This is a genomic window from Alcaligenes faecalis (assembly GCF_005311025.1).
Lineage (GTDB): Bacteria > Pseudomonadota > Gammaproteobacteria > Burkholderiales > Burkholderiaceae_B > Alcaligenes > Alcaligenes phenolicus.
The window spans coordinates 3,077,634-3,091,471 of record NZ_CP031747.1 but is presented as its reverse complement, the minus strand read 5'-3'; the positions used below and the strand labels follow the sequence as shown (position 1 = coordinate 3,091,471).

At 57.9% G+C, this 13,838-nt stretch carries 9 protein-coding genes; 8 read left to right on the top strand and 1 reads right to left on the bottom strand.

The genetic code is table 11. From position 1 onward, the window contains the following. Genes D0C27_RS14160 through gspF form a run of 6 tightly spaced genes read left to right on the top strand, consistent with a single transcriptional unit; the run spans window position 1 to window position 7,215 of the window. Window positions 1-966, top strand: a complete 966-nt coding sequence (locus tag D0C27_RS14160) for a GspL/Epsl periplasmic domain-containing protein (RefSeq protein WP_137431215.1) — start codon at window positions 1-3, stop codon at window positions 964-966. Continuing rightward, window positions 963-1,514, top strand: a complete 552-nt coding sequence (gspM, locus tag D0C27_RS14155; RefSeq protein ID WP_137431214.1) for a type II secretion system protein GspM — start codon at window positions 963-965, stop codon at window positions 1,512-1,514. The genes D0C27_RS14160 and gspM overlap by 4 nt, the downstream gene beginning before the upstream one ends. After that, window positions 1,511-2,257: a type II secretion system protein N gene (gene gspN / locus D0C27_RS14150; RefSeq protein ID WP_137431213.1), complete on the top strand. Its 747-nt coding sequence runs from the start codon at window positions 1,511-1,513 to the stop codon at window positions 2,255-2,257. The genes gspM and gspN overlap by 4 nt, the downstream gene beginning before the upstream one ends. A gap of 13 nt (window positions 2,258-2,270) precedes the next feature. Then, entirely contained in the window at window positions 2,271-4,583 is a 2,313-nt protein-coding gene (gene gspD / locus D0C27_RS14145; protein WP_137431212.1) for a type II secretion system secretin GspD, read from the top strand. Then, window positions 4,580-5,998, top strand: a complete 1,419-nt coding sequence (gene gspE, locus D0C27_RS14140; RefSeq protein ID WP_137431211.1) for a type II secretion system ATPase GspE — start codon at window positions 4,580-4,582, stop codon at window positions 5,996-5,998. Before gspD ends, gspE begins: the two co-directional genes overlap by 4 nt. Window positions 5,999-6,012: 14 nt before the next feature. Then, on the top strand, window positions 6,013-7,215 hold the full coding sequence (gspF, locus tag D0C27_RS14135; RefSeq protein WP_035271952.1) for a type II secretion system inner membrane protein GspF: 1,203 nt from the start codon (window positions 6,013-6,015) through the stop codon (window positions 7,213-7,215). A 102-nt stretch (window positions 7,216-7,317) separates the two neighbouring features. Here gspF and D0C27_RS14130 read toward each other — a convergent pair whose 3' ends face one another. Beyond that, window positions 7,318-7,881, bottom strand: a complete 564-nt coding sequence (locus D0C27_RS14130) for a recombinase family protein (protein WP_035271953.1) — start codon at window positions 7,879-7,881, stop codon at window positions 7,318-7,320. Between the two features lie 665 nt (window positions 7,882-8,546). Between D0C27_RS14130 and D0C27_RS14125 the strand changes: the two genes are divergently transcribed. Beyond that, on the top strand, window positions 8,547-9,743 hold the full coding sequence (locus tag D0C27_RS14125; protein WP_170978584.1) for an EAL domain-containing protein: 1,197 nt from the start codon (window positions 8,547-8,549) through the stop codon (window positions 9,741-9,743). Continuing rightward, the coding region (locus D0C27_RS19295; protein ID WP_205717077.1) for an ESPR-type extended signal peptide-containing protein at window positions 9,740-13,838 on the top strand (4,099 nt) is incomplete at its 3' end. The genes D0C27_RS14125 and D0C27_RS19295, both read left to right, overlap by 4 nt.

The window sequence follows — 13,838 nt, the reverse complement described above, 5'->3', positions numbered from 1 at the left end:
ATGAGCAAAGTGCTGCGTATTTATTTGGACTCTCCGCCAAGGCTGGATCAGCCGGTGGACTTTGTGCTGCGGGACAAGCGCGCCAGGGTATTGCGCCGTGGACGGGGAGAGGTGCAGGAGTTCAAGGGCCTGGCCCGCTCTTTGGAGCTGGTCCTGCCTGCAGGGATGGCGACGGTGACGGAAGCGCGTATTCCCTCGGTCAGCGCCTCGCGGCGGCAGGCTGTGGCATGTAGTGCGGTCGAGCCTATGTGCTTGAGTCCTATCGAACAGGTGTGGGTGGCCTGTTCGGCACCGGGGCCGTCCGGGATGAGTCAATTGGCCTGGACGGAGCGCCAGCCTTTGCTGGCTTTGGGGGAGCAGGCGCGTCAGTTGGGACTGCCTTTGAGCGGGGTTTACGCCTGGTCCGATGGCCATGAACAAGACAGGCAGGGCCAGGGCCAAAACTTGACGGTGCCGGCCTGCTCCTTGCTGATGCCAGAGATGGCGTCGAATGGTGGTAGCAGCGTGCTACGACAAAGCCTGTGGTGGACTTTGGCCGCCATCTTGAGCTGGACCTTGGTCTTGCAGCAGCAGGCGCAATCGTTGCGATCACAGATGAAACAGGTACAGACCCAGATGGAGCAGGCGGTTCTGCAAGCCTTGCCACACCTGCCCGTTATCGTTGCACCCTTGACGCAGGCCAGACAGCATCGTGATGGTTTGCTGACCGAGAAAAGCCCGGCCTCGGCTCCCTTTGATCGTTTATTGATGGCCAGCGCCGTGCAGTGGCCTGCTTTGCAAGGACAGGTGCGGGCATTGAGTTTCAAAGATCAGCAATTGCATTTGACGCTGGCCAGCGAACTGGCCGCGCAGCCTTTGCCGGCTGAATCGGATCTGGAGTGGAAGCAGGGCGAGTCTGCCCGCCAATGGGAAATCGGCTTTAGCAAAGCAGCGCAAGCAGCCAGCCAGCAGGGGGCGCCGCAATGAGCAAATTCACCGCACTCCAGCCTGTATGGCTGACCGTACAAAGCAAGCTCGCCCTGGCAAGACAGTACTGGCAAGCCTTGGGCCGTCGGGATCAATTGGCCTTGTCGGTCCTGGGTGCTTTGCTGGTGTTGATGTTGCTGTGGTTGCTGCTGCTACGTCCCGCCGTTCGTGATCTGGCTCTGGCAAAACAGGAGCTGCCTCGTCTGCAGTACGAGATGGCGCAACTGCAAACCGTGCTGGCGCAGATTCAGGTGCTGGATAAAGAGCTGGTAGCGCCTGTGGACGCGCAAGGACGAGACAAGGCCTTGCAGCGCAGCTTGCAGACCTTGGGTACCCAGTGTCAGACAGAGCAGTCACAGGCCGAGCAACGTGTTCTGGTCTGCCAGGCTGTGGCCGCTCCTGCCTTGATGGATTGGCTGATGCACGCCCCCCGCGTGCTGGGCTTTGCCGTGCAGGAAGTCAGCATGAGTCGCTCTGTGGTCGATAGCCGTGAACGCGCCGGTCTGCTGGATGGCCGCATTGTGCTGCGTGCAGGAGAGCCTTCATGAAAAAGCTGACCAAGATCATGGGGTGGGTTTTGCTGGCGCTGTGTCTGCTGCTGGCCGCCGTGCCCTTTCTGCCTGCCCGCATGATGCTGGCCTGGCAGCCCGAGCAGTTGCCGCTACGGCTGGAAACCGCCCATGGCAGCCTGGCCTCCGGTCAAGGCTTGCTGGTAGTGGGTTCGGGTCTGTTGGCCCGCACTGTTCCCGGTCCTGTCAACTGGCGTTGGCGTTTGGCACCCTGGCCGCAAATGGAGTTGAGCCATGGCTGGCTGGATCAGCCTGTGCGCCTGCAAGCCAGCCTGCAAGGTTGGCGTATTTCGGGCCAAAGCCTGACCGCTCCCGCCGCGCTGTTAGGACGTTTGCATCCTTTGTTGCAGACCGTGCAACCGCAAGGGCAATTGCAGCTGCGCTGGCCCAGTCAGGCTCTGGCCGCTGAAAACGGGCCGTTGCTGGAACTGGATTGGCGTAATGCACGCTCCGTGCTGGCGGCCCAGGCCGAGCTGGGTGATTACCAATTGGCAGTCAGCCGCAAGGGTCAGGGCGTGCAGTTAAGCCTGCGTACCTTGGCGGGGGATTTGACCTTGGCAGGTCAAGGTCAGTGGGGGCCGGATGGTGGGCTGTTTGAAGGACGCGCCCAAGCCAGACAAGCCGACGATCAACGATTCAAAGAGTTACTGGAGGCCTTGGGGCCTCAGCGTCAGGGTGTGACCCAATGGCGAATAGCCACAACGACTAGCAAGCAGGAATAACGATATTTTGACTATGAGTACCTTGACTAAACGACTTCCTGGGCTGCGGCCTCGCTTCCTTTTAGGCCTGGGTGCAGCCGTGCTGTTGAGCGCCTGTGCAAGCAATGGTCAGAAACCTGAGCCTGGCCCCGATCCTTCTTCGTTTTTTGCCTCGGTAGGCAAGACGCCTGTTCGTAGCACTCAGGCTGACCCGCGCTTTGCCAATAGCAATACCTCGCCTCCGGCCGTGACACGTCGGGTTCCACAACGTGTCGGGGGCAGTGCCGCCCCGATCGACTTGCCCGACCCGGCCGAGTTCCCGCAAGGCAACGACATCACGCTGAATTTTGTGGATGCCGAGCTGGATGGGGTTGTGGCTGCCTTGGCCCGTTTTACCGGCCAGAACTTCATCGTGGACCCTCGCGTAAAAGGACAACTGACTTTGATGTCCGAAGTACCGGTCGATGCCCGTACCGCCTACGAGATGCTGTTGTCTGCCCTGCGCATGCAAGGGTTTGCCGTGTTGCGTAATGGCAAGGTCAGCCGCGTGGTGCCCGAAGCCGAAGCGCGTCAACAAGGTGGTGCCGTGCGTGCCGCCGGTGCGGGGGCCAGCGGCAGTGGCGAGCTGGAAACCCGTGTGTTCACTCTGCGTTATGAAAACGCCACGGCCTTGGTGCCTGTGTTGCGGCCCATGATTTCGCCCAACAACCCTATCAATGCCTACCCGTCCAATAACACTCTGGTCGTAACGGACTATGGCGACAATCTGGATCGTATTGCCCAGGTGATTGCTGGGATTGATACCCCCGCAGGCTTGAATACCGACATCATCCCGATTGATTACGGAGTAGCTCTGGACGTGGCGGCACTGGCTTCGCAAATGCTGGACACGCCCGGCAACGATGTGGCGCAGCGCATTACCGTAGTGGCTGATCCGCGCAGTAATTCCGTGCTGGTGCGGGCAGGCAGTCCGGCCCGGCTGGATCTGGCCCGTGACCTGATCCGGCGTATTGACAGCCCGGAAAGCAATAAAGGCAATTTGCATGTGGTCTATCTGCGCAATGCTCAGGCGGTGCAGCTGGCTGAAGTGCTGCGGGGGGCCTTGACTGGGCAAGCGCCTTCGGGGAACGCGAGTACCGGGAATCAACAGGCGAACAGCAATAGCCTGGCACCCGCCGCCAACGCCAGCACCACCGGCGGTGCCAAAGCCATGGACACGTCGGCCACCGCCAAGCAGCAGCCTCAGGCCGAGATGGGTTTGAGCGCCGCAAACAATGCCAGCGGCACCGTGGCCTTTAGCGCTGGCGGTGCCACTGTGCAGGCTGATCCATCCACGAATACGCTGATCATTTCGGCCCCTGATCCGGTTTACCGCAGCTTGCGTGAAGTGATCGATCAACTGGATCAACGTCGCGCTCAAGTGCTGGTCGAGAGCCTGATTGTGGAGGTGAATGCGGAGAATGCGGCCGAGTTTGGCATCCAGTGGATGACAGGCGGTGGCAATATTGCCGATGGAGGTTCAGGTTTTGTCGGGGGCGCCAATCTGGGCGGCAGCGGGATTAACAAGGCCGGGGTGACCACGCTGGATTCTTTGGCGGCGGGTTTAAGTCTGGGCGTGGTCAAAGGCACGGTGAACGTGCTGGGCCAGCAGATTGTCAATCTGGGCGTCCTGGCCCGGGCGATGGAGCGCCAGGGCGGCATCAATATTCTGTCCACGCCCAACCTGATGACGCTCGATAACGAAGAAGCCAGCATCATGGTGGGCCGTACCGTGCCCTTTGTGACGGGGCAGTACACGACCACGGGTGATGGGGCCAGTAATCCCTTTCAGACCATTCAGCGCGAGGATGTGGGCCTGACCCTGAAAGTGCGTCCGCAGATTTCCGAAGGTGGGACCGTCAAGATGGCTCTGTACCAGGAGGTCAGCAGCCTGGATCCTACTATGTCGGTATCGCCCAGCGCGCCTGTCACGCGTAAACGTGCCCTTAGTACCAATGTCCTGGTCGATGATGGGCAGATTATTGTGCTGGGCGGCTTATTGGAAGACTCGATTGAGGATGGTCAGCAATCGGTTCCCTTGCTGGGCGATATTCCGTTGGTGGGCAACCTCTTCAAATACGAGAAACGCAAGCGCTCCAAAACCAATTTGATGGTGTTCCTGCGCCCTCATATTGTGCGTAATGCCCAAGATAGCCAAAGCCTGTCTTTGGACCGCTACAACTATATGCGTGCCGTGCAGACAGGCTTGCCGGATCGCTCCACCTGGTTCCACCCGGATGCGGGACACATGGTCTTGCCGCAGGCCGCAGGCTCGTCCGGAACTGTGGACTTGCGAGAGACCTTATGACCCGCCTGCCGTACTCCTGGGCACGTCAGCACCGTGCGGTGCTGACGCAGCAGCAAGGTGTGGGTACGCTGGTCATTAGCGAACGCACACCGGATTGGGCCTTGGTGGAATTGCGGCGACGCTACCCCGAGCTGGACGAGCGCCAAGTGCATGATGCGGAACTGGATACCTTGATTGATGCCAGTTACGCACAGGGCGACGATGCCGCCAGCGTGGTGGATGCGGCCGCCAACGAGGTAGACCTGGATCGTCTGATGCAGGAACTGCCTGCTGTCACCGACTTGCTGGAAAACCAGGACGATGCGCCGGTCATCCGCATGATCAACGCCTTGTTCACCCAGGCGGTGCGGGACGGTGCCAGTGATATACACCTGGAGCCTTATGAAACCCATTCGGTCGTGCGTTACCGGGTGGATGGCCGTTTGCGCGATATCGTCAGCCCGCGTCGAGCCTTGCATGGTGCTCTGGTGTCCCGTATCAAGATTATGGCCAGCCTGGATATTGCCGAAAAACGCCTGCCCCAGGATGGCCGTATCGCCTTGAAAGTGGGGGGGCGGGCCTTGGACCTGCGAGTCTCGATTCTGCCTACCGGACATGGCGAACGCGCCGTGATGCGTTTGCTGGACAAGTCCGCCGGGCAACTGGAGCTGGAGCGCCTGGGCATGGCCCCGGACATCCTGGCTCAGCTCGATGAGCTGATTCATCAACCACACGGCATTGTGCTGGTTACCGGGCCTACCGGCAGCGGTAAAACCACCACCTTGTATGCCGCTCTGGGCCGCGTCGATACAGCCCGCAGCAATGTGCTGACGGTGGAAGATCCGATTGAATATGACTTGCCCGGCGTAGGCCAGACGCAGGTCAATCCCCGTATTGAGTTGAGCTTTGCACGTGCCTTGCGTGCCATATTGCGACAGGACCCGGACATCATCATGATCGGGGAAATTCGGGATCTGGAAACCGCACAGATTGCGGTGCAGGCTTCTCTGACAGGCCACCTGGTTCTGGCCACCTTGCACACCAACGATGCCGTGTCCGCCGCGACTCGCTTGGTCGATATGGGTGTGGAACCTTTCTTGCTGGCCTCCACCTTGCGTGGCGTGCTGGCCCAGCGGCTGATACGCAAGCTGTGCCGACATTGTCGTCAGCCTGCCGAGCACGGGCGGTACCGGGCCAGTCCTGATGGTTGCGAGCAATGCGCTCACACGGGTTATCAAGGCCGTACCGGGATTCACGAGCTGTATCGCATCGACGAACGTGCCCAGCACTTGTTGAATGCTGCCGGGGCCGAACCTGCCTTGCGTCAGGCCGCGCGTGAGTCGGGCATGCGCAGCTTGCGCGAGGACGCCCAGCGTTGGGTAGAGCAGGGCATCAGTACCCCTGAAGAAGTATTGCGCGTCACGCGCGAGTTATAGAGGGGTGAAACAGCATGGGTACCTATCACTATGAGGCGGTGGATCAGGCCGGACGCAGCGAGCGGGGTGTGCTGGAGGCCGAGAGTGAACGGCTGGCGCGTCAGCAATTACTGTCCCGAGGGTTGCTGACGGTTTCCCTGAAGGCGGGCCGTAGCCGAGCCGCTGCCCGTGCTCGCAGTGCGGGCCTGCGTCGTACCGAGTTATCCTGGCTGACTCGTCAGTTAGCCAGTCTGGTGGCGGCGGGCTTGTCTCTGGAGGCCAGCCTGGGAGTGGTGATCGAGCAGGCGACGCGTCGGCCTCTGGTGCAATTGCTGGCAGCCCTGCGTGCGGATATTCGGGCAGGGCAAAGCTTGAGTGATGCCTTGGCGAATCACCCGCGCGACTTCCCGGAAATCTATCGGGCATTGGTACGAGCAGGGGAGCAGTCGGGCGAGCTGGAGCAAGTGCTGGATCGTTTGGCCAGCTTTATCGAGGATAGCGGCGCCCTTCGTGGCAAGGTGCTGACGGCCTTTATTTACCCTGCCATTGTCAGTCTGATTTCGGTGGCGATGGTGGTGTTTTTGCTGAGCTACGTCGTCCCGCAAGTGGTAGGGGCCTTCACCCAAGCCAAACAGCAACTGCCCATGCTGACTCGGGTCATGATCAGCGCCAGTGATCTGCTGCGTGAATGGGGCCTGGTGTTATTTGTTGTGCTCTTACTGGCGGCTGGCCTGGTGGCTTTTTTGCTGCGACAGCCGACCTTGAAGCTGGCCTTTCATCGGCGTCTGTTAAGCGTACCCGTTCTGGGGGGCTACTTGCTGGGTGTCGATACCGCTCGCTTCGCTGCCACGCTGGCCATTCTGGCTGGCAGCAATGTGGCCTTGCTAACGGCATTGGAAGCGGCCGGGCGTACTGTGTCCAATCTGGCCTTGCGCGATGCCGTGAATCAGGCCGCTATCCATGTGCGTGAGGGTCTGCCTTTGGCGACCGCTTTGCAGCGCAGTGCCTTGTTCCCGCCGCTATTAGTCCAACTGATTGCCAGCGGTGAAAAAACCGGCGAACTGGCACCCATGCTGGATCGGGCCGCGACGACCTTATCAACCGAGCTGGAGCGCAAAGCCCTGACCATGACCGCCTTGCTGGAACCTTTGATGATTTTGCTGATGGGTGGTTTGGTGCTGTTGATTGTTCTGGCCGTGATGCTGCCAATTATCGAGATGAATCAGCTGGTGCAGTAAAAGGCGGTAGGGTGCTTGCCCTGTTCCCCTACAGATCATTGCCGCCACCTAGTTGTCTGGCGGCAATGCTGACTAATACTTAAGTCACTTGCGTTGAGCCCGCTATGTCGAGGCCATGGCCTTGATGCGGCGTATCGTCCTGGGATGCACGTCATATTTTTTGGCAACGATGTCCAGCGGAACTTGATTGGTCAACGCAATAAGGGCTTCTTTATGTTGGGCGGGTGATAAGGCAGGACGTCTGCCTAGTGGCCTGCCATTGGCACGCGCTGCTGCCATTCCTGCGCGAGTGCGTTCGCTAATCAGCGAGCGTTCAAACTCAGCCAGGGCGGCCATCATATGAAACAGCAATCTACCACCCGATGTTGTCGTGTCTATATTTTCCGTCAAGGAAATGAAATGGATATTCTCTTTGCCTAAACGATCGATCGTGTCGACCAAATAGCGTAGTGATCGGCCCAGCCTATCCAGACGCCAGACAATAAGCGTGTCACCCGATTTCAGTTTTCGCTGCAGATGATTCAATCCTGGACGTGTTGCTTTAGCCCCGGATATCCCTCTATCCGTATAGATATGATCACAATTCACCTTTTTTAAAGCCGCGATCTGTAGGTCCAGGTTTTGATCCTGTGTTGAAACGCGTGCATATCCATATTTCTTACTCATAGTACCCATCTTCCTAGCGCAAAGCGCAGCCTCCCCCCTCCCACTCGACTACATCTCAGTGCAATCGATGTTAGTAAACCCAAGATGGTCCCAGTGGAATGTTGGCCACGCGATGTCAAGTTTTACTAACCGCATGCAAACCTGCTGCCACGTAAACGGCGATTGAGGTAGCTCGTACTGCAATAAAAACTATTACGTAATTTTTTATTAACGCTGTGTTTCAGATGCAGATACTGATTAAGTGTTAGCGGCGGCCACATGTGTGTCAACACGAAGCAGGTCTGGCCGATGCACTTTCTGAAGAACGTTGCAGCCAGCCATAGGCAAGCGTCAACAATGGTTAAGAAAAGGCGTAAATAGGCTTGCGATTTTGACAAGAAGCCTCCTTTTAGTCCCAACCGAATAGCGCATCGAAATGATCCTTTTCAGCGTAATTTTCACGTACAAACGTGTCTATTTGTTATGGAATCGATGTTGACATAAAGGAGGCTTTTTGACCGCTGTCAGGTGGAAAGCCAGACGCTGATTCACGCACAGCGTCCAGAGTGCCAACCAGCGATGCGGGGCGCGTAATGGGCGTCCAGTCGCTAGAGTCATTGTCTTGCTGGTTGCAGCAAGTTACTCCTTCAAGCAGCTATTTGCTTTTAGGCTTGCGAAGACTGGCAATGCTTGCCCAGGCCTACGATGCGCGCCTGTTCCAGCAAGCCTTTTTGTCCGCCATTTCGGTGCGTCTGCGTCCCTACGGCATAACACGCAGCGACATTCTGGTGCTTGATCAAGTGGTGTTGATTGGCTTGACGAATTGTCGTCTGCCCACCCAGTTTGACAAGGACCTGTTTCTGGAACGAGTCAAAGCGGCGTTGTGCTACGAACCCGTTCGCTGCGGCTCGGACCGCATCCTGGTCAATGTTGTTCCGGCCTGGGTTGAAGCATCGGGGGACCGTCCGGTTTGCCTGTCTCATTTGCAGTCTCTGGCCAGCACCATTGCCTTCTCCGAGCTTGAGCCTCCCGTTTGCGAACAGACTCGGCGCGACATGGCTTTGGCGACTCGTTTCTTTGCAGACATGCGGGACGAGAAGGTTGCCCTGTCATTTCAGCCTGTGGTCTTTGTGCAGGATCGCGAGCAGGTTCTGTACTACGAAGTGCTGTTGCGCTGGGATGATGCGCAGAACAGTACTGAGCCCGTTTCTTGTGCGCAGGTTGTTCAGGCCATAGAGCGCTTGCATGTGACCGAACGCCTGGATGCCAGCGTTCTTTGGTCGGTGGTACAGGTGCTGGAGCGTTATCCGGATGTTCACCTTGCCTGCAATATTTCCCCCTTGTCTTTGCAACAGGGGCCGTGGTGGCGGCTGCTGATTGCGGTGCTGCGTGGTGCGCCGCAACTGGCCAGTCGTCTGACCCTGGAAATTACCGAAACGGCTTCTGTCTTTGATCAGGACGCTGCTGCCAGCTTGCTGTGCACCTTGCGTGACCTGGGTTGCAAAGTTGCCATTGATGATATTGGGACCGGATTCAACACTCTGGGTCTGGCTCGGCAGATCCGTCCCCAGGTCATAAAAATTGATAAGTCCCTGGTGCATCAGGCACGGGACAGGGATGGCCTTGCCACCCTTCATTCTTGGGTTCATGCCGCGAGTGGCATCAGCCAATACGTCATCGCCGAAGGAATTGAGACTGCCCTGGATTTCCAGTTGAGCGTCGATGCCGGCGCGCACGCCGTCCAAGGCTACTTCATACAACCTCCCTGCGTCCTGCCCCCCTGGGAGGGGGCGGAGCCTTTGTGCGTTCGAGACAGTTTCAACCCTACTCACACCCACGTAGCACTCAACACGTATTCCTTAAAGGATCAGGAACAGAGATGAATCACGTCTACAAAACCATCTGGAATGAGCAAACGGGAACATTTGTTGCCGTTTCTGAGCATAAAAAAGCGAAAGGCAAGCGCAGTTCCTCGTGCGTAAAAGGAGGAAAGCGTGCGTCTTTTTCCGCACGCATGGGATGGCTCGCCTTGTTGACAGCAAGCGCATTGGCGATGAGCAATGCCTGGGCGGCAGTCGAGATTCCAGGCGACGGTCAGAACAACCTTATTGACTTCACCAGCCCAGGCGGCACCATCCGGTTTACGGGTGGTGGCAGCATCGTGGGGTTGAGTAGCCTGACGATCTCCGGCGCCTTGAGTGCCGATCAGATTACGGTGGGTGGTGAGTCTGTGGCGACCCAGGCGCAGCTCAATGTTACGTCCGCTGAGGTGCAGACCAATACCGGCAAGATTGATGGGCTGGAAGGGCGGGTCGCTGGTAATGAATCTGCGATTGCTGATCATGCGACCAAACTGGCTGAGAACCAGACTGCCATTACGGATCATGCTAGCCGGATTGCAAATAATGAAGCGACTATTACGGCCCATGGGACCAGAATTGACGCGACTGAAACAGGGCTGAACACGCTCAACAATCGTCTGACTGCCTTGGGAGTGGACGAAGACAATCCCGGTGTGAAGTATTTTCGTGCTAATTCGCAGTTGCCTGACTCCCAGGCGAATGGCGATAACTCCATTGCCGTCGGTCCCGATTCCAGAGCCAATGGAGAAGAGTCGATTGCGCTGGGACTTGAGTCCAAGGCAGAGGGGGGGCGCAGTATCGCAGCAGGCCAAGGAGCATTGGCTGATGCCGAGAGTGCCATTGCGCTGGGTGATGGTGCTCGTGCCTCCAATGCAGATGGTAAACCCAGGCCAGAGGCGGCGATTGCTATTGGTAAGGACAGTCATAGCAGCGGCGTAGCTGGCGTAGCCGTGGGACGCGAAGCGCTGGCTGCTGGTAACCATGCTCTTGCCTTGGGCACACAGGCACAGGCCAGTGGTGTGAACGGTATCGCATTGGGTCTGGGGGCTCAGGCTGATGCTGAAAATAATATCTCTATAGGTAATGGCGCAGGCCAGGCCACTGGCAATCATCTGCCAGGCGATCGTTCGCACAATATTGCCATTGGTCAAGCTAGCGGTCAGAACGTCAAAGGCCAATTCAATGTGGCGCTGGGTGATGGCACCGGCAATGGAGTGGATGGCAACGAGAACGTGGCGATTGGCCGAGATGCCGGCCTGAATGTCATAGGCGATAGCAATGTCAGCCTGGGTAAGAATGCGAATCGTGGGCTGACATCCAATCGTGCGATTGGTATTGGCGAGGACTCCAGCGCTGAAACAGAGGGCGTGGCGATTGGCTACAAGGCGGTTGCCGGAAATACCGGGGTTGCTGTGGGTCGTCAGACAACGGCCTTTGGAACGGGTACCGCTATTGGTCCTAATGCACATGCGGACAGCAATTTTGTAGCCTTGGGCTTGAACTCTCATGCTGTGCAAGGCGATGTTGTCGGTACAGGTCGATTCACTAATCGGGCATTTACCGGCAGTGCGGTCTCTGTGGGTAGCAGCGAAGCGGGCAGTGAATTTACGCGCCGCATCGTCAATGTGGAAGATGGCGCTCAAGATACAGATGCAGTGAACGTACGCCAACTGCAAGCGGCAGTGGATCAGGCTGCATTGGGCGGTCCGGTTGATTATGACCAGTTGGCTGAAAAAATTGGCAATGACTGGGGTGAGCAGATTGCAGAGAGCAAGCCACGCTATTTCAGCATTAATGATGGCGGTGTGGACAAGGGCAACAAGAACAATAACGGTGCTGCCGCCACGGCCATCGATTCGATTGCTGTCGGGCCTGATGCCACAGCCAAGGAGCGGGATTCGATTGCGATTGGTCATATGGCCGGTGCGGAGGGTGCTTCCGCTGTTGTCATGGGCCATAACATCAAGGGTCTGGGAGAGAACTCCACGACTATCGGTAATTCGCAATCCGAGGCGCGTGATGAGAGCGGTGTAGCCATTGGTACGCACGTTGTCAGCCGTGACAAGAACTCCATCGTCATTGGCCGGGACTCCTACACCGACCGTCAGGCCAATGGGCCCTCCGTAGAGAACTCTGTGGTCATTGGTACCTCATCCAGCTCCACGGCAGTTGAAGGGATTGTGATCGGGAAAGACTCGGTAGTGAACGCTGCTCGCGGCATCGCTCAGGGTAGCAATGCGACGGCAACGGGCAGTGACGCCATGGCTTTGGGTACCCGGTCGCGGGCGGCGGCTGGTGATGCCCAAGCCAGTGGTACAGAAGCCAAGGCTTTTGCTGCTCGCGGTATTGCCATAGGCACTCGCGCTCGCTCCGGTCAAGCTGACCCCGATGTAGAAAATCGTGACAAGAACCGTGACTCCATCGCTTTAGGCACGGACTCCATTGCCGAGTTCAATAGCAGCATTGCGGTAGGTCGTGAGGCCGAGGCTACGGCCGACTTTGCGCAGGCACAGGGCAAGGGCGCTCATGCCTTTGGCGAGGCATCGATTGCACAAGGCCGTGACGCTTGGGCTCTTGAGCGGCAGGCGATCGCGCTGGGTGACGGTTCCCGCAGCACGGCCGACCGTGCCGTCGCTATTGGTCAGGGCGCACGTGCTGGCAATGCACGTTCGGTAGCGCTGGGCGATGGTGCAGAGACAGCAGGCGCGGTTGGCACCTCGAATGCCTCTTTGAACGGACTGACTTACGGTAACTTTGCCGGGGATCGTCCTGTTGCTACCGTCAGCGTGGGTACGGACGAGGAAAAACGTACGTTGACGAATGTGGCCGCGGGCCGGATCAGCGCCAGCAGCACAGATGCGATCAATGGCAGCCAGTTGTATGCCACGAATTCGGTGCTGGGCAATGTAGCCAACACCACGAAAAAAATCCTGGGTGGCAATGCCACACTGGCCCCCAACGGCACGCTGAGCATGAGCAATATCGGTGATACCGGTGAAAACACGGTGCACGATGCGATCAAATACGCTGCTCAGGGCTGGCATGTGAGCGCCAATGGCGCCGCCACGGAGAACGTGAAACCGGGTGGTTCGGTGGACTTCAGCAATGACGATGGCAACATCACCGTCACGCGCACGGGCACCGATCTGGCTTTCAATCTGGCCGATGATCTGACCGTGGGTAACAGCATTACGGTGGGCGACACCGTGATCAACGGCGACAGCGTCACCACCAACAATCTGACTGTTCAGGGTGAAACCCGTCTGGGTGACAACTTTGTAGTTAACAACACGGGTGATGTCATTTACAAGGGCAGTGAAGTTGCTACGCAGAATGACGGCTTGAGCTTTGCTGGAAACACCGGCAGCAGCATTGCCAAGACGCTGGGTGATAACACGCCATTGACCGTCTCCGGCGAACTGGCCGAGGGCGAAGCCTCTACAGGTGCCAACCTGCGTGTTGATAGCGACGGCAATCAGTTGAACCTGGTCATGGCGCAGAACCTGACGGATCTGAACAGCATCACCATCAATAACGGTGGTCCGGTGATCAATGGTGACGGCATCAATATGGGTGGCAAGAAGATCACCGATCTGGCCGTTGGCACAGAAGACACCGATGCGGTGAATGTATCGCAGCTGAAAGAAGTCTCGGACGTTGCCAACGCGGGCTGGAACATCAGTGCCAATGGTGCTGCCGCCGAGAACGTCAAGCCGGGTGCTTCGGTGGACTTCAGCAATGACGATGGCAACATCACCGTCACGCGCACCGGCACTGATCTGGCTTTCAATCTGGCCGATGATCTGACCGTGGGCAACAGCATTACGGTGGGCGACACCGTGATCAACGGCGACAGCGTCACCGTAGGCGACACGGTCGTCAATGGCGATAGCATCACCACCAACAACCTGACCGTTCAGGGTGAAACCCGTCTGGGTGACAACTTTGTGGTCAATAACGGTGGTGACGTTATCTATAAAGGTAGCGAAGTCGCGACTCAGACGGATGGTCTGAGCTTTGCCGGCAATACCGGCAGCACCATTGCCAAAACGCTGGGTGATAACACGCCATTGACCGTCTCCGGCGAACTGGCCGAGGGCGAAGCCTCCACGGGAG